Genomic DNA, 20,096 nt, shown 5'->3' on the forward strand with positions numbered 1-20,096 from the left:
AAATGTCTGAATCGAGTGTTGCTCTGTTCATCGGTGGCGAAGCACTGCCGGGCGATGCCTGCTTTGAGCGGCGCGATCCGGTTACCGGCGCCGTTGTCACGCGTGCTGCGGCTGCAACGCCTGCGCAGGCCGCTGCGGCATGCGATGCAGCTGGTGCTGCATTTCCTGCATGGTCCGCGCTTGGCCCCAATGCCCGGCGCGTCAAGCTGATGGCCGCCGCCGCGGCCATGGAGGCGCGCGCCGATCAGTTCGTCGATGCGATGATGGGCGAGATCGGTGCGACCGAAGGCTGGGCGCGCTTCAACCTGATGCTCGCAGCCGGTATGGTCCGTGAGGCGGCGGCATTGACCACCCAGATCGGCGGTGAGGTGATCCCCTCGGACAAGGCCGGCTGCATCGCCATGGCGCTGCGTGAGCCTGCGGGAGTCGTGCTCGGCATGGCGCCATGGAATGCGCCGATCATCCTTGGCACGCGCGCCATCGCGGTACCGCTCGCCTGCGGCAACACGGTGGTGCTCAAGGCCTCCGAGCAATGCCCGCGCACGCATGCGCTGATCATCGAGGCTTTTGCCGATGCAGGCCTTGGCGCGGGCGTGGTCAACCTCGTCACCAACGCGCCTGAGGATGCGGGCGAGGTTGTTGGCGCAATGATCGATCACCCGGCAGTGCGGCGGGTCAACTTCACCGGATCGACTGCGGTCGGCCGGATCATCGCGCGGCGCTGTGCCGACAATCTCAAGCCTGCGCTGCTCGAACTGGGGGGCAAGGCACCGCTGATCGTGCTGGAAGACGCCGATCTCGACGAAGCGGTCAAAGCGGCAGCATTCGGGGCCTTCATGAATCAGGGCCAGATCTGCATGTCGACCGAACGTATCATCGTGGTCGAGGCGATCGCCGATGCCTTTGCCGAAAAATTTGCCGCCAAAGTCCGCACCATGGCGGTGGGCGATCCGCGTGAAGGCAAGACCCCGCTTGGCGCGGTGGTCGATCTGAAGACGGTCGCCCATGTCGCCGCACTGGTCGAGGACGCGCTGGCTGCAGGCGCCCGCCAGCTTGTCGGTGGCGCGGCCGATGGCGTGCTGATGCCCGCCCATGTCATCGACGGCGTTACCCCGACGATGAAGCTGTTCCGTGACGAGAGCTTCGGCCCCGTGGTCGGGATCATACGCGCGCGCGACGAGGCTGCAGCGATCGCGCTTGCCAACGACACCGAATATGGCCTGTCCGCCGCCGTCTTCACCCGCGACACAGCACGCGGCCTCAGGGTTGCGCGCCAGATCAGCTCGGGCATCTGCCACATCAACGGTCCGACCGTGCATGATGAGGCGCAGATGCCTTTCGGCGGCACCAAGGCCTCGGGCTATGGCCGGTTCGGCGGCAAGGCCGGGATCGACGCCTTCACCGAACTGCGCTGGATCACGCTCGAGACCGAGCCCGGCCACTATCCGATCTGAAGGAGTGCGCGCCATGCCCACCAGTCGCCGCCTGTTTCTCGGAGGGATTGCCGGATTGGTCGCCATGCCGGGGGTGCGGGCGCTGGCAGGCCCGGCAGCGCCCGCTCCCGGCCTGGCCCATGCGTTTACCGTCCTGGTCAAGGTCGCCACACCGGTCGAGCTCGGCACGATTGCGGGCGCGCAGCGGCGCTTCATCCCGATTGTCGGCGGGACGGTCGAAGGCCCGCGCCTCACCGGTGAAGTCCTGCCATGGGGCGGGGACTGGCAGGATATCCGGCCAGGCGGCGTTACAGAGGTCACCGCGCGTTACTTCCTCAAGGCGGAAGACGGAACCGTCATTGGGGTCGAGAATGCTGGCCTGCGGATCGCCAGCGAGGCGGTGACGGCCGATCTCGCGCGCGGGGTGCCGGTCGATCCTCGAGCTTATTACTTCCGCACCACCCCGCGTTTCGATGTCGCCCCCGGCGCGCACGGCTGGCTGTCGCGCACCGCCTTTGTCGCCAGCGGCATCCGCCGCCCCGATCTCGTCCAGATCGACATCTTCAGCATCGACTGACCCCTGTTCTACCGATGGAGACTACCATGACCGATCGTCCCGAGTCCGAGACCGTTGCTTTTGATGTCATCGATGGCGTCGCCTGGGTCCGCTTCAACCGCCCTGAGAAGCGCAATTGCATGAGCCCCAAGCTCAACCGCCAGATGATGCGGGTACTCGACGCGCTCGAATATCGCGAGGATGTCGGCGTGCTGGTGCTCTCAGGCGAGGGCACGGCGTGGTCGGCAGGAATGGATCTCAAGGAGTATTTCCGTGAGACCGAAGCCCTCGGCCTCGCCGGGACCCGCACCGCGCAGAGCGAGGCCTATGGCTGGTGGCGGCGGTTGCGGTGGTTCCAAAAGCCGACCATCGCGATGGTCAACGGCTGGTGCTTTGGCGGGGGCTATGGCCCGCTGTTCGGCTGCGACCTCGCTTTCGCAGCCGAGGATGCGACCTTCGGCCTGTCCGAGATCAACTGGGGCATTCTGCCGGGTGGCGGCGCGTCCAAGGTCATCGTGGAACTGACCGGCTTCCGCAAAGCCATGTATCACGCGATGATGGGCGAGAATATCAGCGGCAAGACCGCCGCCGAATGGGGCCTCGTCAATGAAGCCCTGCCGGCCGACGCGCTGCGGGCGCGGGTTGAGGAGGTCGCCAAGGTGCTGTTGGCCAAGAACCCGGTCGCCTTGAAAGCCACCAAGGACGCGATCCGCCGGGTGCGCGAGATGACCTACGACAATGCCGAAGACTATCTGATCCGCGCGCAGGAAGCCGCCAATTCCTTCGACAATGACGGGCGCAAGGAAGGCATCCGCCAGTTCATCGACGACAAGACCTACAAGCCGGGTCTGGGCGCTTACGACAAGTCGAGGCAGACCGTCTGAGCGGCGCGGGGGGACATGTCATGACGATCGATACCCTCACCTCGCCGCCGGCCGGCGTGGTGCGCCCGGGCCTTGAACGCCTGCTCTTGCCGCGCTCGGTGGTGGTCGTGGGGGCATCGGAGAAGCCCGGCGCGCTGGGGGCATCGGTGCTCGCCAATCTCGAACGCAACGGATTTGCCGGGGACATCCACCTCATCAATCCCAAGCGCGACGAAATCGGCGGGCGGCCCTGCCTCGCTTCGATCGAGGCGCTGCCGCAAGGGGTGGATGCGGCCGTGCTGGCGATCCCGCGCGCCGGCGTGCTCGACGCACTTCGGGCGCTGGCCGCGCGCGGTTGCGGGGCGGCAATCGTGTTTTCGGCCGGCTTTGCGGAAGGCGGGCAACAGGGCCTTGCCGATCAGCGCGAAATCGCCCGGATCGCAGCCGAAAGCGGCATGGTGATCGAAGGGCCGAACTGCCTGGGCCTCGTCAATTTCGCTGCACGCATCCCGCTGACCTTCGTTGAAACGCTGGTGCCGCTGCCGGGGCCGGGTGTTGGCGTGGGGATCGTCTCGCAGTCGGGTGCTATGGCAGCGGTGCTGGGTACCATGCTGATGGGCCGCGCGATGAATCTCACCCTGTCCGTCTCGACCGGAAACGAGGCAGCGAGCGGCGTTGAGGACTATGTCGAGTATCTCGTCGCGGATCCGGCAACGCGCGTGATCGCGATGATCGTCGAACAATTCCGCCAGCCGCAGCGCTTCCTGGCCGCCGCCCGCGCCGCACGCGCGGCGGGCAAGCTGATCGTGCTGCTGCACCCCGGCAAATCGGCCGCCGCGCGAGAGAGTGCCGCGACCCATACCGGCGCGCTGGCGGGCGATTATGCGTTGATGCGCGCGTTGGTCGAACGCACCGGCGTTCTCTTTGCCGAAACGCTCGAAGAGCTGGGCGACATCACGGAGATTGCCGCGCGTTGTCCGGCGCTGCCCGTCGGCGGCACGGCGGTGCTGGGCGAATCCGGAGCTTTCAAGGCGCTGACGCTGGATCTGTGCGAAGGGTTGGGCGTCGCGCTTCCGGCGCTTGACGACGCCAACGCCCCCGCCGTGCGCGCAGCGATGCCGGACTTCGTCGCGGTCAGCAATCCGCTCGATATCACCGCCCAGGGATTGGTAGAGCCCGACATCTACTACCGCCTCATCAAGGCGCTGCACGATGATCCACGCTTCGGTTGCATCGTCGTCGGGATCATCCAGACCGACGACAAAACCACCGCGATCAAGCTTCCCGCGATCCTGCGCGCCGTGCAGGATATGCAGCTGGTCAAACCGCTGATCTATGCCGGGCTCGATGAAGGCGCGGCGATCAGCACGGCCGACCGCGATGCCCTGCGCGCGGCAGGGGTGCCGGTGTTTCCGAGCACCGAGCGGGTCCTGCGCGCCATCGCCCGTCTCGGCGCGCTGGATGACCGCGTTCTGGATGCGCGCGTTGCCGAGCCAGTCGCGCTCGACCTCGGCGGCATGCAGGGTGTGATCCCCGAATATCGCGCCAAGGCGATGCTTGCTCCGATGGGGCTCGCCTTTCCCGCAGGCGGGCTCGCCCGCTCGGTCGACGAGGCGGTCGCTGTTGCCGAGCGGGTCGGCTATCCCGTGGCGATCAAGGCACAGGCGGCTGCACTCAGCCACAAGAGCGATGCGGGCGGCGTGATCCTTGGTCTCGCCGATGCTGATGCGGTGCGGGCGGCCTGGCTGCGGCTCCACGAAAATGTCGCCGCCTATGATGCCGCCATCACCTTGGACGGCGCGCTGGTCGAGGCGATGGGGAAGCGCGGAGTGGAATTGATCATCGGGGCCAAGCGCGATCCCGACTGGGGGCCGGTGGTGCTCGTCGGTTTCGGGGGCATCACCGCAGAAATATTGCAGGATGTGCGCCTCATCACCCCCGACATGACCGAGGCAGCGATCATCGCCGAACTCGGCCGGTTGCAGAGCGCCGCGCTGCTGCACGGCTATCGCGGGTCGCCCGCGCTCGACGTTGCCGCCGTGGCCCGCGCCGTAACCGTTTTGATGGACGTGCTGATCGGCACGCCGGTAATCCGCGAGGTCGATCTCAACCCGGTCATCATCCATCCGGCGGGCGAGGGCGTAGTTGCGCTCGATGCGCTGATGCTGGTGGCAGGAACCGATTAAGCCGGGACGGCGACAGGGCAGGCGGCTGAGACCGACGCTCTGACAGGGAGGAAAAGACAATGCGCAATGATCCCGCAGCAGTGATCAACAGCGGCCCGATGTCACGGTTTCAGTGGGGCATCGTCGCGGCGATGATCGCTCTCAACGCGCTCGACGGGTTCGACGTCATGTCGATCAGCTTCGCCGCGCCGGGGATTGCCGCCGAGTGGGGGGTTGACCGCGCGGCGCTGGGGCTGGTGCTGTCGATGGAACTGGTGGGGATGGCGATAGGCTCCCTCATGCTCGGGCAGGTGGCCGATCGCGCGGGGCGGCGGCCTACGATCATCGGGTGCCTCTTGCTGATGACAACGGGGATGCTGGGGGCGGCCGCTGCGCATGAGGTTCTGGCGTTGTCGGGTTGGCGTATGCTGACGGGGCTCGGCATCGGGGGAATGCTGGCTGCGATCAACGCCGCCGTGGCCGAAGCGGCCAACGCCCGCCATCGCGCGCTGGCTGTGGTGCTGATGGCAGCAGGCTATCCTTTCGGTACGATCATCGGCGGCCTGATTGCATCGTCGCTGCTGGCCCATTTCGATTGGCGCGCCGTCTTCCTGTTCGGTGCTGCGTGGTCCGCAGCAATGATCCCGCTGACGCTCTGGCGGGTGCCGGAATCGGTCTCCTTTCTGGCCTGGCAGCGCGGGGCGAAGGCGCTGGAGCGGATCAATGCGACCCTTGCACGAATGGGCCATGGAGGGATCGAGGCCTTGCCCGACAGGCCGGCCGCGCGCGGACGGCTTCCGCTGTCCCAGCTGTTTCAGCCTGCGCTGGTCGCAACCACTGTGGCGCTGACCATCGCCTATCTTGCGCACATCATGACATTCTACTTTATCCTCAAGTGGATACCCAAGATCGTGGTCGACATGAATTATCCCGCGCCCGAGGCTGCCGGCGTGCTGGTTTGGGCCAGCATTGGCGGGGCGACGGGATCGCTGCTGCTTGGCCTGCTTACCGCACGGGTGCGCCTGTTCGTGCTGACCATTGCCGCGATGGTGCTGTCGACCGGGTTGGTGATCCTGTTCGGCAGCGGCCAGTCCGACCTCGCCTCGCTGTCGCTGGTGGCAGCGCTGGCTGGATTTGCAACCAACGCCGGGGTTGTCGGGCTCTATGGCCTGATCGCGCAGAGCTTCGGCACCGACCTGCGCGGCACGGCGACCGGGTTCATCATCGGCATCGGTCGCGGCGGGTCGGCCATGGCTCCTGCGGTGGCGGGAATATTGTTCTCGGCAGGCTATGGCCTGCAGGCGGTGGCGGTGACGATGGCGATGGGCTCCCTGGTCGCGGCCGCCGCGTTGCTGGTCCTGGCGCGGCGGCAGGCCGCCCCCGCCGGCTGATTGCCAATTCAGCGTCGGGGAGCAGTTCGGTATCGATCTGCGTCGGCCGTGCGCAGGTCATCCTCGCCCTAGTCATTGCTGACGAACCCTATGCCGAGTTCGCCACCGCTTTCCAGCACCGCCACTTCGGGCTTTTCACCAAAGGCAGGCCGAGGCTCATATATCCCCGACCGATCGCCGATACGCTAAGCGGACCAGGCGGGCGTCAGGGCTGCGGCGTTCATGGCGCAGGCACCAGCAAGACGGCGGCCGTGATCAGCGACACGGCCTAATTGCCGCTCGCGTCCATCAGGAACCCCGACAAGGCGGGGCCTATCGCTCCTCCGAGGAGGAACAGGCCATAGAGCAGGCCATTTGCCTCGCCAAATGCATTGCGGGCGAGAAGACCGGATTGCTGCCGCGGAAGGCATTGAAGCCGCCCGATTTAAAGCCTTGCGAGTAGCTCGCACAGAGCAGGATATTCTTAGTCGCCTTGTAATCTATCACGATGCGCGGCGCGAAGTCGGTGTCCTTGCGGCTCAGCGCCAGAGCAGGCGGCGATGCCAGCGCGGTTCCTGCCGGGAAAACCGCCGGCCCGGGCGGATCGGAGGTGCTGAGCACCTGCACCGTCTGCGTGTTGTTGACGTTCTTTTTTTCTTCCGAATAGCGCGCTCCGGCCGATACGGTCAGCCCGGAGGCAAGCTCGTAGGAAAGATCCCTGTGCTAAGACCAATAGAGCCGCATCGGATTGGCACGGAGCAGCTTGTGCTGCAGCGCCTCCATCGGAGCGATCAGCGGGATGACATCCACCAGCGCGCCATCGTCGGGCAGCATGTCCTGCATATTGGGGTGTGGCCAGTCGGTGCCCCACAGCACCCGGTCGGGATAGTCCTCGACCAGCGGGCGCACCGCGCGCACGAAATCGGCATAGGGCGGGCCTGCAGGGTCGAGCCGGTCCGGGCAGGTGGCCTTGAACCAGATGTCCTCGCGGCTATCGAGCAGGCGGCGGAAGGCGGCCATGTCGGGGCCATCCGGGCCTTGCGTCACATCGGGGCGGCCCATGTGGTCGATGACGATCGGCACCGGAATCGCGGCGAGGAAGGGGCGCAACTCCTCCAGAATGTCGGCCTCGAAATAGACCACCACATGCCAGCCAAGCCGGGTGATCCGGCCTGCCAGATCCAGGAAACGGTCCTTGGGCGCATCATCGACGAGCCGCTTGAGGAAGTTGAACCTTATGCCGCGAATGCCACCCTCGTGCAGGTCGTCGAGTTCTGCATCGCTGATTGCGGGATCGACCACCGCCACCCCGCGCGCCATCCCTTTCGACTGTGCAATGGCATGAAGCGTCGCACGGTTATCGGTGCCGTGGCAGCTCGCCTGGACGATCACGTTGCGGGTGAAGCCGAGGTGATCGCGCAGGGCGAACAGCGCCTCGGCCCCGGCGTCTTGCGGCAGATACTTGGCTTTTGGGCTGAACGGAAACTGCGCCTGAGGACCGAACACGTGGCAATGGGCATCGACCGCGCCCGGCGGCGGAGTGAAACGCGGCTTGGCCGGGTCCAGCGCCCAACTGCGGATGCGCCCCTCGGCGTCGGTGGTGCTCATAGGAAAACCTCTCCATCCATCAGCTTGCGCGCGGTGCGCAGCATCCCGGCCTCGACCGGCTGGCCTTCGGTGTCGGTGGTGACGACGCATTCGGTGACGCCGGTGGGGTGCTCGACCCCGATGATCCGGGTGCGCCCTTCCGGCAGGCGGGCGAGCGCGGCGGCGGGCGAGCCTTCGATCAGGCAGGCGGTGGCGACACTCACCGCGCCAAGCACCCCGATCGAGGCATGGACGCGGTGCGGGATAAGTGAGCGCACCGCAATCGCACCGCCCTCGCGCGGGAGCGCGACGAGCATCATCTTGGGCACGGATTTCTCGCGCACATCGCCGAGGTTCATCAGCGGCCCTGCGGCGACCCGGATGGCCTCCACGCGCGCCTTCATCGCGATGTCCGCATCGAGCGTGTCGCGGTCTTCATAGCCGGTGATCCCCACATCAGCAGCGGCCATCACGACGCAAGGCATGCCGTTGTCGATGAGGGTCACCTTGACGCCGTCGACCACATCCACCCCGCGCCCTGTGGGCAGCAGCGCGCCGCAGGACGATCCGGCGGTATCGCGGAACACCAGCGGGATCGCCGCCGCCGTGCCGGGCACTCCGCTGATCGCTGCATCGCCGCTGTAGTCCACCCGGCCGCCGGGCGTCGGCACCCTGGCTGTCGCTACCTGTCCGGTGTTCTCCATGTAGACCGCCACCTGCGTGACATCGCCCTGCGGCGTCACCAATCCGCGCTCGATGGCAAAGGGGGCGACGGCGGCGAGCATATTGCCGCAATTCTGCGCGTCGGTGACGATCGCCTGATCGACGAAGACCTGCAGGAACAGGTAATCGACGTCGACGCCGGGCCGCGATGACTTGCTGACGACCGCCACCTTGCTGGTCAATGGATCGCCGCCGCCCATCCCGTCGATCTGGCGCGGATCGGGCGACCCCATGACCCGCAGCAATGCCGCATCGCGGGCAGCAGGATCGGCGGGCAGATCGTCGTTCAGAAAAAAGCCGCCCTTCGACGTCCCTCCGCGCATCCACATGCAGCGGATGCCCGTTTGCTGACGGCCCGTTCCGGGCACAGAGCCGGCACCCACTTTAGCCGAGCGGGCAGGCTCAGACATATTTCAGACCCATCTCGGCAAGGCGAGGGCGCATGTTGTATATGTCGAGCCCAAGTTCGCCAGCCGCCAGCCGCTGGCGCTTGGCCTCCTCGGCGGCCTCGCGTGCCCGAGCCTGGGTGAGCACATCGGCTGCGTTCTCGCGCCGGACGACGCACACGCCGTCATCATCGGCGACGATCACATCGCCCGGCTGGATCGCCGCGCCCGCGCAGACGATCGGCACGTTGACGCTGCCGAGCGTGTTCTTGACCGTTCCCTGCGCAAACACGGCCTTGGACCACACCGGAAAGCCCATCTGGGTGAGATCGCGCACATCGCGCACGCCGGCATCGATGACCAGCCCCCGGCACCCGCGCGCCATCGCGCTGGTTGCCAGCAGATCGCCGAAATAGCCGTCGACGCAAGGGCTGGTGGGAGCCAGCACGAGGATATCGCCGGGCTGAAGCTGTTCGATGGCGACGTGGATCATCCAGTTGTCGCCGGGCGGGGCCGAGATCGTGACCGCGTTGCCTGCGATCCGCGCTCCCGAATAGATCGGGCGCATGTGGTGGGCGAGCAGGCCGATCCGCCCCTGCGCCTCGTGAACCGTCGCGACCCCGGCCGCCGCGAGGCCATCGACCACTGCCAGATCGGTGCGCGCGATATTCTGGACGACAATTCCCATGATCACACTCCTTGTCGCGTTACCGTGCCTGCGCGCGAGCAAGACTCGCCAATCGAAGTTGACGATGCGTAATAGGTTTTTGCTATAGATGCTCCCGTGATCCAGCCCTTCGACCTGAACCTGAGGCACCTGCGCGCGCTGGTCAGCGTGGTGGAACTGCGCAGTCTCAACCGCGCGGCGGAGGTGGCGGGCCTCTCGCAACCGGCGCTGACGCAGGGGCTGGCCAAGCTGGAGCGGCAACTGGCTGTGACCCTGTGCGAGCGGCATCCGGGCGGGGTCTTGCCGACGCCTGCCGGGATGGCGCTGGCCGGACGGGTGGAGCGTGCCGCTGCCCACCTTGCCGCCGCCATGCGCCGTCCCGGGCGGGCGGGCGGGCGGGGCTTCTCGCGACCCGAACAGCTGATGACCGCGACGCAATTGCAGGCATTCCTCCACTTCGCCCATGCGCAGGGCTTTGCAGGAGCGGCGGCGGCGAGCGGCATGTCGCAGCCAGGTATTCACCGGGCGGTGCGCGAGCTGGAACAGATCACTGGGCAAGCGCTGGCAGAGCGGCGCGGGCGGGGGATGGTGCTGACCGGCATGGGCCGGGCGCTGGCCCGCGGCGCGCGGCTCGCGGCGGGCGAGATCGCCGCCGGGATCGCCGAAGCCCGGGGCGACGACGATCCAGGCGGTCGCATCGCCGTCGGTGCGATGCCGCTCAGCCGCGCGCTGGTTCTGCCTCACGCGCTTGCCCATTTCCTGCGCGATGTGCCTGGCACGGTGATCGACGTGATCGAGGGGTCGTGGCGCGAGTTGATCGACCCGCTGATCGACGGGGCTATCGACATGATGGTCGGCGCGCTGCGTGACGATCCGCCCGCCGATGTCATCCAGGTGCCGTTGTTCGCCGACCGGCTGGCGGTGTTCGCGCGCAAGGACCATCCCCTCGCCGGACGCAGCGTCACCCGCGCCGAATTGCAGAGGCAATCATGGGTCGTGGGTCCGCAAGGCACGCCGCTGCGCGCGCATTGGCAATCGCTGTTTCCGGGCGATACCCCGCCCGTGCCGGTCGAATGCGGTTCGGTGATGGTGATCCGCGGGCTGGTGATGCAGAGCGACCTCCTGACCCTGCTCTCCCCCGATCAGATCGCGGTCGAGCTTGAGACGCAGATGCTGGTGCGGATCGATGCCGAAGTGCCGGATTCGGTCCGCACCATCGGCCTTACCACACGCCGCAACTGGCGGCCGACACAGGCGCAGCAGCGGTTGATCGATCTCATCCGTCAGGCCTCCATGGAAACAAGAATTCACTAAAATCAATAACCAGAGGTGCAATTGGATTGGGTCTTGTCCAGCCTCATCTCCTAGGGCTGGGGAATGAGCATAGAGATGACGTTCATCGGCTTTGGTGAGGCCGGGCGGGCTTTCGCGGTTCCCGGCGCGCGCGCCTTCGACCGCAAGCTGATGGTGGCCGATGCGCGCGAGGCGATGCTGGTGGCCTGCGACGAGGCCGGAGTGACCGCCTGCGACACGGCGAGCAAGGCGCTCGACGGCGCGCAGGTGATCCTAAGCCTCGTGACCGCCGATCAGGCTGTGCCCGCCGCGCGTGACTATGCCCCGTTGCTGGCGCCGGGCGCGCTGTGGCTCGACATGAACTCCATCGCGCCTGCCTCCAAGCAGCGCGCCGCCGGGTTGATCGCCGCGTCGGGCGGGCGCTATGTCGATGTGGCGGTAATGGCCCCGGTGCTTCCGCGGCGTCGCGCTGTGCCGTTGCTGGTGAGCGGCCCCGATGCCGAACAGGCTGCTGCGGCGCTGGCCGCGCTGGGCTTCGACACTGTCACCGTCGCGGGAGAGCGCATCGGGCAGGCCTCGGCGATCAAGATGATCCGTTCGGTGATGGTCAAGGGGCTGGAGGCGCTGAGCGCGGAATGTGCGCTGGCGGCGGAGCGCGCCGGGGTGCGCGATCAGGTGATCGCCTCGCTCGATGCCAGCTGGACCGAACAGGGCTGGGCCGAGCGGTTCGACTATAATCTCGAACGGATGATGCAGCATGGAGAGCGCCGTGCGGCCGAGCTGGAGGAGGTGGCGGTGACGCTGGGCGATCTCGGCCTCGACCCGGCGATGATCAGTGCCGCCGCGACACTGCACAGGGCGCTCGGCGCGCGGGGCCTGACCCCGCCCGAGGGCCTTGCGGCCAAGCTTGCCGCGCTCGATACCCCCAACACAGCGAGGGCTGCATGAGCCTGATCATCGATTGCCACGGCCACTATACCGTCCTGCCCAAGGCCCATGATGCATGGCGCGAGGAACAGAAGGCGGCTTTCAAGGCAGGCACCGCCTGTCCCCCTTATCCCGACATCTCGGATGACGAGATCCGCGAAACCATCGAGGCGAACCAATTGCGGCTGGTCCGTGAGCGCGGCGCGGACCTCACCATCTTCTCCCCGCGCGCTTCGGCGATGGCTCCGCATGTGGGCGACGAGAGCGTGGCCCGCGAATGGGCGCGGCGCTGCAACGACCTGATCGCGCGGGTCGTCGGCCTGTTCCCCGAGACTTTCGTGGGCGTGTGCATGCTCCCGCAAAGCCCCAAGGCGGACATGAGCGCCAGCATCGAAGAACTGGAGCGCTGCGTCACCGAGCTCGGCTTCATCGGCTGCAACCTCAACCCCGATCCGGGCGGCGGGCACTTCCAGCATCCGCCGCTGACCGACCGCTTCTGGTATCCGTTCTACGAGAAGATGGTGGAGCTTGACGTTCCGGCGATGATCCATGTCTCGGGCAGCTGCAATCCGGCGATGCACGCGACAGGCGGTTACTATATCGCTGCTGATACCATCGCCTTCATGCAATTGCTGGAAGGCGATCTTTTCGCCGATTTCCCTACCCTGCGCTTCATCATTCCGCACGGCGGCGGGGCCGTGCCCTATCACTGGGGACGGTATCGGGGCCTCGCGGACATGCTGAAGAAGCCTGATCTCGCGACGCATCTGATGAACAACATCTTCTTCGATACCTGCGTCTATCATCAGCCGGGAATCGATCTGCTGGCCGATGTGATCGACAACAAGAACATCCTGTTCGGCAGCGAGATGGTGGGCGCGGTGCGCGGGATCGACCCGACCACCGGGCACTATTTCGACGACACCAAACGCTATGTCGACGCGCTCGATATCTCCGAGGAAGAACGTGCCGCAATCTTCGAGGGCAATGCCCGGCGGGTGTTCCCCCGGCTTGATGCGTTGCTGAAGGGGAGGGGACTATGACGACCTGGCCCACCAATGCATGGTATGTCGCAGGCTGGGATGCCGAGATCGACAGCGCGCCGTTCGCCCGCACGATCTGCGAGGTGCCGATGGTGTTCTACCGCAAGCTTGATCGCAGCGTGGTAGCGATGCGCGATGCCTGCCCGCACCGGCTGCTGCCACTGTCGATGGGTATTCGCGAGGGGGACTCGCTGCGCTGCAAATATCACGGACTCAAGCTAGGCCCGGACGGCGTGGCCGAGGAAATGCCGCTTTCCGGCGACTCGGTGAACCGCGCGATCTGCACCGAGACCTATGTCACGCATGAACGCTACCGCTTCGTGTGGGTGTGGATCGGCGAAAGGGCCAAGGCCGATCCGGCGCTGATCCCCGACCTGTGGCCGTGCGCCAAGAACGGGTGGGTATTCGACGGCGGCTATTATCATGTCGCATGCGATTACCGTCTGATGATCGACAATCTCATGGACCTTACACACGAAACTCACGTCCATTCGGGCTCGATCGGCCAGCCGGAGATTATGGAGGCGGGGATCGCCACGCGAGTCGAGGGCGACGAGGTCGTGGTCGAACGCTGGATGCCAGGCATCGATGCCCCGCCGTTCTGGCACGGGGCGTTGAAGCAGCCGGGGCCGGTCGATCGCTGGCAGATCTGCCGATTTGCGCTGCCGTCCTCGGTGATGATCGACGTCGGTGTCGCGCCGGTCGGGGCGGGGGCCACGCTGGAGAGCCACGATCAGGGCGTGCGTGGCATGGTGATCGATTTCATGACGCCCGAGACCGAGACCACGCACCATTATTTCTGGGGCATGGCGCGCAATTTCGACATTGACGATCCGGGCTTCACCGCCCGCTTCAAGGCCGCGCAAGGCGCTGTGTTCGCTCAGGACAAGGTGATCCTCGAAGCGCAGCAGCGTTCGATTGCCGCCAATCCCGGCCTGAAGCTGGCCGGCTACAACATCGATCAGGGCGGCGTACGCGCGCGCCAGATCATTGCCCGCGCTATCCGAGCGCAGCAGTCGGAGCGGGGGGCAGGATGACGCAGGACATCCATGCCTATCTCGCCGAGTTCGACGATATCCCCGGCACGCGCGTCTTTACGGCCGCGCGGGCGCGCAAGGGCTATCACCTCAACCAGTTCGCGATGAGCCTGATGAAGCCCGAAAACCGCGCCGCCTTCAAGGCGGACGAGTGCGGCTATCTCGATCAGTGGGCCATATCCGAAGAGGTCAAGGCTGCCGTGCGCGCGCGTGATTACAATGCGCTGCTCGATCTGGGGGGGAACATTTATTTCCTTTCCAAGATCTTCTCGACCGACGGGATCGCCTTTGCCGAGGCGGTCAGCACCATGACCGACATGAGCTGGCCCGAATATCGCCAGATGATGCTGGAGGGTGGTCGTTCGCCCGAAGGCGTGCGCTCGATCAGGGAGGGGCGCTGATGGCCCGGATTACCGCAGGCGTGGGCAGCAGCCACGTGCCCTTGCTGGGCGTTGCCCATGATCAGGGCAAGGAGCGTGACGACTATTTCGGCCCGATCTTTGCCGGCTATGACTGGACGCGCGACTGGGAGGCTGTGGAACAGCCCGATGTCGTGATCCTTGTCTATAATGATCATGCCTCGGCCTTCGACATGCGCGTCATCCCGACCTTCGCGCTGGGTTGCGGCGAGGTTTTCCGGCCAGCTGACGAAGGCTGGGGGCCGCGCCCGGTGCCGGACGTGCAAGGCCACCCCGATCTCGCCTGGCACATTGCCCAGAGCCTGATCCTCGACGAATTCGACATGACCATCATCAACGAGATGGACGTCGACCACGGCCTTACCGTTCCGCTTTCGATGATGTTCGGGAAGTGCGCGGCCTGGCCGGTCAAGGTGATCCCGCTCGCGGTCAACGTCGTCACCTATCCCCCACCGTCGGGCAACCGATGCTGGGCGCTGGGTGAGGCGATTGCGCGGGCGGTCGCCAGTTTCCCCGAGAACCTCACGGTGCAGATATGGGGCACGGGCGGGATGAGCCACCAGCTTCAGGGCGCGCGCGCCGGGCTGATCAATCCCGATTGGGACAACCGCTTTCTCGATCTGCTCGAAGCCGATGACGACGCGGTGCGCCACATCCCGCATATCGAATATCTGCGCGAGACGGGCAGCGAAGGCATCGAGATGGTGATGTGGCTGATCATGCGCGGCGCCCTGGGCCCTCGCGTCCGCCGCCTTCACCGCCATTACCACGTCCCTTGCAGCAACACGGCCATCGGCCACATCGTTCTGGAGCCCACCCCATGAGAATTGCCCTCGCCGGCGCCGGCGCCTTTGGTGAAAAGCACCTTGATGGTCTCAAGCTGATCGACGGGGTGGAGATTGTCTCGATCATCTCTCGGCGGCTGGAACAGGCCGAAGCGGTTGCCGCCAAATATGGCGCGCGCCATGCCTCCACGGAATTGGACGACGCGCTGGCCCGCGATGATGTCGATGCGGTGATCCTGTGCACCCCCACGCAGATGCACGCCGCGCAGGCCATCGCCTGCCTGGAGGCGGGCAAGCATGTGCAGGTCGAAATCCCGCTCGCCGACAGCTGGGCCGATGCCGAGGCGGTGCTCAATAAGCAGCGGGAGACAGGCCTCGTCTGCATGGTCGGCCACACGCGGCGCTTTAATCCCTCGCACCAATATGTGCACAACCGGATCAAGGCGGGCGAGTTCAATGTCCAGCAGATGGATGTTCAAACCTATTTCTTCCGCCGCCAGAACATGAACGCGAAAGGGGAGAAGCGCAGCTGGACTGACCACCTTTTGTGGCACCACGCGGCGCACACGGTCGATCTGTTCGCCTATCAGGCGGGGCGGATCGTCAAGGCCAACGCGATCGAAGGCCCGCACCACCCGGAACTGGGCATCGCGATGGATATGTCGATCCAGTTGAAGAGCGAGAGCGGGGCGATCTGCACCCTCTCCTTGAGCTTTAACAATGACGGCCCGCTCGGCACCTTCTTCCGCTATATCGGCGACAGCGGCACCTATATCGCGCGCTACGATGATCTGGTGAACGGGCGCGAGGAGCCGATCGACGTCAGCGCGGTCGATGTCAGCATGAACGGGATCGAACTTCAGGACCGCGAGTTCATCGCCGCGATCCGCGGAGGGCGCGAACCGAATTCCTCGGTCACACAGGTGCTCGATTGCTACCGGGTGCTGCACGAGCTCGAAGGGCAGCTTCAGGCATGACGCAGCGCCGGATCGGCGCGCGCGCTGTCCGGCCGGTGGGGCTGGGCTGCATGTCGTTGTCGTGGGGCTATGGCGCTCCGCCGCCCGAGGAGCACGCCGCCGCGCTGCTCAACCGGGCGCTCGATCTGGGGTACGACCATCTCGATACCGCCAATATTTATGGCCTTGGCCAGAATGAGGACGTGATCGGGCGCGCTCTGAAGGGGCGGCGGGATGAGTTTCTGCTGGCGACCAAGATGGGAATCGTGATCGAGGGGCAGAACCGCGGGATCGATTGTTCTCCGCAAGCGATCCGGCGCAATGTCGAAGCCTCGCTGGCGCGGCTGCAGACCGACCACATCGACCTGTATTACATGCACCGTTTCGATCCCAAGGTGCCCGTCGCCGACATGGCAGGCGCGATGGGCGAGCTGATCGCCGAGGGCAAGATCGGGTCCTATGGCGTGTCCGAATGGTCCGCCGCGCATATCCGCGAGGCGCACGCCGTCGCCCCGATGGCGGCGGTGCAGACCGAATATTCGCTATGGAGTCGCAATCCCGAAATCGCGGTGCTCGACAGCTGTCGCGCGCTCGGGATTACCTTCGTCGCCTTCTCGCCGGTGGCGCGCGGGGTTCTGGCCAACGGCCTGCGCGATCCGGAGGCTCTCGTCGAACACGATCTGCGCCGCGCCATGCCGCGCTTTTCTGCCGAGAACTGGCCGCGCAATCTCGCGCTGATCGATGCCTTCAACGCCATCGCCGCGCGCGAAGGTGTGACGTCCGCGCAGCTCAGCCTCGGCTGGCTGCTGGCGCAGGGCGAGCATATCGTCGCGATCCCCGGCACCACCAACCCCGATCATCTCGCCGAGAACATCGCCCGCGCCGACTGGACCATGCCGCCAGCGCTTGTCGAGGAGCTCGATACCCTCATCAACCGCCACTCTGTCGCCGGGCCGCGCTATGGCCTCGCCATGCAGGCGACCATCGACACAGAGGAATTCGCCGCATGAAAACCCAGGTCGCGATCATCGGCTCCGGCCCGGCGGGGCTGCTGCTCGGTCATTTGCTCAAGGCCGAGGGGATCGACTGCGTGATCCTCGAACGGCAGGCGCGCGCGCGTGTCGAAAGCCGCATCCGGGCGGGGGTGCTGGAAACGGTCACGACCGATCTGATGCGCCGTCTCGGTCTTGATGAGCGGATGAACCGCGAGGCGCTGATCGAGGACGGGTTCAACCTGGCCGATGGCGACATGATGGTGCGGATCGACATCAAGGCGCTCACTGGCAAGACCGTGGTCGTCTATGGCCAGACCGAGCTGACCCGCGACCTCATCGCTGCCGCGCCGGAACGCGATCTTCAGATCGTGTTCGAGGCCGGGGATCTGGCGCTCCACGATGTCGAGAGCGATCATCCGAGTATCACCTTTGTGAAGGACGGGGTCGCGCAAAGGCTGGACTGTGACATCATCGCCGGGTGCGACGGCTTCCACGGGCCCTCGCGCCGCGCCATCCCGGCGCATCTGGCGCGCGAATATATCCACGAATATCCCTTTGGCTGGCTCGGCATCCTCGCCGACGTGCCGCCCTGCCATGACGAGCTGATCTATGCCAACGGGCCGGATGGCTTCGCGCTGGCCTCGATGCGCTCGCCGACGCGCAGCCGCTATTATATCCAGGTGCCTCTCACCGAGCGGCTGGAGGACTGGCCCGAAGACAGGTTGTGGGATGAGCTGGAAACGCGCTTCAACCCGATCTCGCAGCATGGCGTGACCCGCGGCCCGGCGCTCGAAATGTCGATCGCGCCGCTGCGCTCCTATGTGTTCGAGACGATGCGTCATGGGCGGCTGTTCCTGGCAGGGGATGCTGCGCATATCGTTCCGCCGACTGGAGCGAAGGGCCTTAACCTTGCTGCATCGGATGTGCATTACCTCTCGCAAGCGATCATTGCTCATTACCGGCAGGGGCAGGAAACGGGGCTCACCGGCTACCGCGACAAGGCGCTTGCGCGGATATGGAAAGCGGAGCGGTTCAGCTGGTCGCTGACGCGGCTTATGCACTCCTTCCCCGATCAGAGCGCCTTTGAACGGCGGATGCAGTTGGCCGAACTCGATTATCTCGCCCGCTCGACCGCAATGCAGACCGCCATCGCCGAGAATTACGTCGGCCTGCCGGTTTAGCTGCGGGCGTCCTCAATGATCAGTTCGGCGGCGCGCTCGGCCACCGCTATGGCGGGGCCGTTGGTGTTGCCAGAGACCGGCGTCGGCATGATCGAGCAATCGACGACCCGCAAGCCCGCCAGTCCGTGAACCCGGCAACGCGGATCGACCACCGAGTTCGCCGGGTCGGTGCCCATCGAGCAGGTCCCAGTGCCGTGCAGGCCGCATTCGGTCATCTTGCGGACCTCGGCGACAAGCGCGTCCTCGTCCGTCATGTCCGCGCCGGGCATCCGCTCCGCCCCGATATAGGGCGCGAGCGCGGGCATGGCGGCGAGTTTGCGGAACAGCCGGAACAGACCCATCGCCTTGCTCTGGTCATAGGGATCGCTCCACATTCTGGGATCGATCACCGGTGCATCGCGGTGGTTGGGCGAGGTGAGAGTGACGGTGCCCCGGCTCTTCGGGCGCAGATGGTAGCCCGAGAACGTCAGGCCCGGCCGGTCGGTCAGCGGGCTGCCAGGGCGTTCAGCCATTTCATTGATGGTGCGCATCGCGAAGGGCGCTGCGGCGACTTGATATTCGGGCCAGTCGTCCAGCCCCTCGGTCGAGATCAGGCCGGTGATCGGCATACCCACCCGCGCGAGCGGGCCAGTGCGGGTAATGAAATAGCGCAAGGCATTGCGATACAGCCGCCAGCCTAGAAACTCTCGATTGTTGCCAGGGTCATTCCGCAAGTCGAACGATACGCCCATCTTCTGGTGATCGGCGAAGTTCTGGCCGACGGCCGGGGCTTCATGCGCGATCGCAATGCCGAGCCGTTGCAATTCCGCGCCCGGCCCGATGCCCGACAGCTGGAGCAATTGCGGTGAGCCATAGACCCCGGCACTGACGATCACCTCGCCCGCCTCGATCGCTTCCTCGACGCCGCCACGCTCGCATACCACGCCCCTCACGCGGCCCTCGGCTATAGTCAGGCGGGTGACTGCGGCGGGGTGAAGAACGGTGAGATTGCTGCGCGAGCGCACCGGCGCGACGAAGGCCTCATAGGTCGATTGCCGCTTGCCCTTGCGGTCGACCGTATATTGCGACCGGCCCGCGCCGGTAATGCCGGGGGTGGTGATGTCGTCGACCCACGGCATCCCGCCCTCGGCGAAGGCCCCGGCGAGCGCATCGAACACCGGTCCCTTATAGTCTGATGGCGTGATCTGCTGTTCCCCATCGGCCCCGCGGCCGGAATGGGCTCCGGGAGCGCGGTAGCTTTCGAAGCGAGCGATGCAGCGCGAGATCTCGTCCCAGCCCCAGCCGGCCAGGCCCATTGCCTTCCAGCCATCGTAGTCGCGCGGCATGCCGGGGAGATACCACGTGCCGTTGATGGCCGAAGACCCGCCCAGCCCGCGGCCATAGGCGTGCATTTCCTTGCGCCTGCCGGGCTGCTGCGCGACCGGAAAAGCCCGGAAATAGGCCGGATTGCCCATGATCTTCACGAAGCCGCCGGCCATCAGGATAAACGGGTGATTGTTGCGTCCGCCATCCTCGATCAGCAGCACCTGACGGCGCGGATCGGCGCTCAGCCTGTTGGCAAGTACGCAGCCCGAAGATCCTGCGCCGACGATGATATAGTCGAACCGGGCCAAGCCCCTCTCCCTCCGACGCAAACTGGAACCTTGATTTCTATTTTTCCAACACCACGCTTGACCGTCTGTCAAGCAACAATTAGAAACGACATTCTAA

Annotated in this window: 18 protein-coding genes and 1 pseudogene; 14 read left to right on the forward strand and 5 right to left on the reverse strand. The window is 65.8% G+C overall.

What is annotated here, in order from left to right:
* Positions 1-2 precede the first annotated feature (2 nt).
* From ACNI3R_RS14640 to ACNI3R_RS14660, 5 genes are read left to right on the forward strand one after another with little or no spacing between them, the layout of a single operon-like run.
* Complete coding sequence (locus ACNI3R_RS14640) at positions 3-1,454, forward strand: aldehyde dehydrogenase (protein WP_426184586.1); 1,452 nt, start codon at positions 3-5, stop codon at positions 1,452-1,454.
* Between the two features lie 13 nt (positions 1,455-1,467).
* A complete protein-coding gene (locus tag ACNI3R_RS14645) occupies positions 1,468-2,010 on the forward strand; it encodes a DUF3237 domain-containing protein (RefSeq protein ID WP_426184588.1) in 543 nt (180 codons plus the stop codon).
* 26 nt (positions 2,011-2,036) lie between these two features.
* Positions 2,037-2,873 (forward strand): p-hydroxycinnamoyl CoA hydratase/lyase, encoded by an 837-nt coding sequence (locus ACNI3R_RS14650; RefSeq protein ID WP_426184590.1) that lies wholly within the window; start codon positions 2,037-2,039, stop codon positions 2,871-2,873.
* 20 nt (positions 2,874-2,893) lie between these two features.
* Positions 2,894-5,038, forward strand: coding sequence for an acetate--CoA ligase family protein (locus ACNI3R_RS14655; protein ID WP_426184592.1), 2,145 nt, complete (start codon positions 2,894-2,896; stop codon positions 5,036-5,038).
* A gap of 59 nt (positions 5,039-5,097) precedes the next feature.
* A complete protein-coding gene (locus ACNI3R_RS14660) occupies positions 5,098-6,408 on the forward strand; it encodes an MFS transporter (RefSeq protein ID WP_426184594.1) in 1,311 nt (436 codons plus the stop codon).
* A 312-nt stretch (positions 6,409-6,720) separates the two neighbouring features.
* On the opposite strand, the pseudogene ACNI3R_RS14665 reads toward ACNI3R_RS14660, so the two are convergent.
* The 4 genes and pseudogenes from ACNI3R_RS14665 to ACNI3R_RS14680 all read right to left on the reverse strand — a co-directional run.
* Positions 6,721-7,086, reverse strand: a pseudogene (locus tag ACNI3R_RS14665) (TonB-dependent receptor domain-containing protein); the annotation flags it as partial.
* Positions 7,087-7,110: 24 nt separating this feature from the next.
* A complete protein-coding gene (locus ACNI3R_RS14670) occupies positions 7,111-7,995 on the reverse strand; it encodes an amidohydrolase family protein (RefSeq protein WP_426184596.1) in 885 nt (294 codons plus the stop codon).
* The gene (locus ACNI3R_RS14675; RefSeq protein ID WP_426184598.1) at positions 7,992-9,026 is read right to left on the reverse strand and encodes a 4-oxalomesaconate tautomerase; all 1,035 of its coding nucleotides are present in this window, start codon (positions 9,024-9,026) and stop codon (positions 7,992-7,994) included. The genes ACNI3R_RS14670 and ACNI3R_RS14675 overlap by 4 nt, the downstream gene beginning before the upstream one ends.
* A 73-nt stretch (positions 9,027-9,099) precedes the next feature.
* Entirely contained in the window at positions 9,100-9,774 is a 675-nt protein-coding gene (locus tag ACNI3R_RS14680; protein WP_426184703.1) for a 4-carboxy-4-hydroxy-2-oxoadipate aldolase/oxaloacetate decarboxylase, read from the reverse strand.
* A 93-nt stretch (positions 9,775-9,867) separates the two neighbouring features.
* On the opposite strand from ACNI3R_RS14680, the gene ACNI3R_RS14685 reads away from it, so the two are divergent.
* The 9 genes from ACNI3R_RS14685 (at position 9,868) to pobA (ending at position 18,386) form a co-directional block, all read left to right on the forward strand.
* Positions 9,868-11,064 carry a LysR family transcriptional regulator gene (locus ACNI3R_RS14685; RefSeq protein WP_426184600.1) on the forward strand — a complete coding sequence of 399 codons (1,197 nt, stop codon included), beginning with the start codon at positions 9,868-9,870 and terminating at the stop codon, positions 11,062-11,064.
* Between the two features lie 63 nt (positions 11,065-11,127).
* Positions 11,128-11,991: an NAD(P)-dependent oxidoreductase gene (locus ACNI3R_RS14690; RefSeq protein WP_426184602.1), complete on the forward strand. Its 864-nt coding sequence runs from the start codon at positions 11,128-11,130 to the stop codon at positions 11,989-11,991.
* A complete protein-coding gene (locus tag ACNI3R_RS14695; protein ID WP_426184604.1) occupies positions 11,988-13,013 on the forward strand; it encodes an amidohydrolase family protein in 1,026 nt (341 codons plus the stop codon). Before ACNI3R_RS14690 ends, ACNI3R_RS14695 begins: the two co-directional genes overlap by 4 nt.
* On the forward strand, positions 13,010-14,050 hold the full coding sequence (locus ACNI3R_RS14700; protein ID WP_426184606.1) for a Rieske 2Fe-2S domain-containing protein: 1,041 nt from the start codon (positions 13,010-13,012) through the stop codon (positions 14,048-14,050). The genes ACNI3R_RS14695 and ACNI3R_RS14700 overlap by 4 nt, the downstream gene beginning before the upstream one ends.
* Positions 14,047-14,451, forward strand: a complete 405-nt coding sequence (gene ligA, locus ACNI3R_RS14705) for a protocatechuate 4,5-dioxygenase subunit alpha (RefSeq protein WP_426184608.1) — start codon at positions 14,047-14,049, stop codon at positions 14,449-14,451. The genes ACNI3R_RS14700 and ligA overlap by 4 nt, the downstream gene beginning before the upstream one ends.
* Positions 14,451-15,293: a class III extradiol dioxygenase subunit beta gene (locus ACNI3R_RS14710; RefSeq protein WP_426184610.1), complete on the forward strand. Its 843-nt coding sequence runs from the start codon at positions 14,451-14,453 to the stop codon at positions 15,291-15,293. The genes ligA and ACNI3R_RS14710 overlap by 1 nt, the downstream gene beginning before the upstream one ends.
* Positions 15,290-16,231 (forward strand): Gfo/Idh/MocA family oxidoreductase, encoded by a 942-nt coding sequence (locus ACNI3R_RS14715; protein WP_426184612.1) that lies wholly within the window; start codon positions 15,290-15,292, stop codon positions 16,229-16,231. The genes ACNI3R_RS14710 and ACNI3R_RS14715 overlap by 4 nt, the downstream gene beginning before the upstream one ends.
* Positions 16,228-17,220 carry an aldo/keto reductase gene (locus ACNI3R_RS14720; protein WP_426184614.1) on the forward strand — a complete coding sequence of 331 codons (993 nt, stop codon included), beginning with the start codon at positions 16,228-16,230 and terminating at the stop codon, positions 17,218-17,220. Before ACNI3R_RS14715 ends, ACNI3R_RS14720 begins: the two co-directional genes overlap by 4 nt.
* Positions 17,217-18,386, forward strand: a complete 1,170-nt coding sequence (gene pobA, locus ACNI3R_RS14725) for a 4-hydroxybenzoate 3-monooxygenase (protein WP_426184616.1) — start codon at positions 17,217-17,219, stop codon at positions 18,384-18,386. The genes ACNI3R_RS14720 and pobA overlap by 4 nt, the downstream gene beginning before the upstream one ends.
* On the opposite strand, the gene ACNI3R_RS14730 is transcribed toward pobA, so the two are convergent.
* The gene (locus tag ACNI3R_RS14730; RefSeq protein WP_426184618.1) at positions 18,383-19,999 is read right to left on the reverse strand and encodes a GMC family oxidoreductase; all 1,617 of its coding nucleotides are present in this window, start codon (positions 19,997-19,999) and stop codon (positions 18,383-18,385) included. The genes pobA and ACNI3R_RS14730 overlap by 4 nt on opposite strands.
* Between the last annotated feature and the right edge of the window lie 97 nt (positions 20,000-20,096).

This window comes from Rhizorhabdus antheiae (genome assembly GCF_049889055.1).
GTDB lineage: Bacteria > Pseudomonadota > Alphaproteobacteria > Sphingomonadales > Sphingomonadaceae > Rhizorhabdus.

Coding starts and splice junctions, on each gene's coding strand:
- ACNI3R_RS14640 (WP_426184586.1), top strand. CDS start 3: ATGTCTGAATCGAGTGTTGCTCTGTTCATCGGTGGCGAAGCACTGCCG.
- ACNI3R_RS14645 (WP_426184588.1), top strand. CDS start 1,468: ATGCCCACCAGTCGCCGCCTGTTTCTCGGAGGGATTGCCGGATTGGTC.
- ACNI3R_RS14650 (WP_426184590.1), top strand. CDS start 2,037: ATGACCGATCGTCCCGAGTCCGAGACCGTTGCTTTTGATGTCATCGAT.
- ACNI3R_RS14655 (WP_426184592.1), top strand. CDS start 2,894: ATGACGATCGATACCCTCACCTCGCCGCCGGCCGGCGTGGTGCGCCCG.
- ACNI3R_RS14660 (WP_426184594.1), top strand. CDS start 5,098: ATGCGCAATGATCCCGCAGCAGTGATCAACAGCGGCCCGATGTCACGG.
- ACNI3R_RS14670 (WP_426184596.1), bottom strand. CDS start 7,995: ATGAGCACCACCGACGCCGAGGGGCGCATCCGCAGTTGGGCGCTGGAC.
- ACNI3R_RS14675 (WP_426184598.1), bottom strand. CDS start 9,026: ATGTGGATGCGCGGAGGGACGTCGAAGGGCGGCTTTTTTCTGAACGAC.
- ACNI3R_RS14690 (WP_426184602.1), top strand. CDS start 11,128: ATGAGCATAGAGATGACGTTCATCGGCTTTGGTGAGGCCGGGCGGGCT.
- ACNI3R_RS14695 (WP_426184604.1), top strand. CDS start 11,988: ATGAGCCTGATCATCGATTGCCACGGCCACTATACCGTCCTGCCCAAG.
- ACNI3R_RS14700 (WP_426184606.1), top strand. CDS start 13,010: ATGACGACCTGGCCCACCAATGCATGGTATGTCGCAGGCTGGGATGCC.
- ligA (WP_426184608.1), top strand. CDS start 14,047: ATGACGCAGGACATCCATGCCTATCTCGCCGAGTTCGACGATATCCCC.
- ACNI3R_RS14710 (WP_426184610.1), top strand. CDS start 14,451: ATGGCCCGGATTACCGCAGGCGTGGGCAGCAGCCACGTGCCCTTGCTG.
- ACNI3R_RS14715 (WP_426184612.1), top strand. CDS start 15,290: ATGAGAATTGCCCTCGCCGGCGCCGGCGCCTTTGGTGAAAAGCACCTT.
- ACNI3R_RS14720 (WP_426184614.1), top strand. CDS start 16,228: ATGACGCAGCGCCGGATCGGCGCGCGCGCTGTCCGGCCGGTGGGGCTG.
- pobA (WP_426184616.1), top strand. CDS start 17,217: ATGAAAACCCAGGTCGCGATCATCGGCTCCGGCCCGGCGGGGCTGCTG.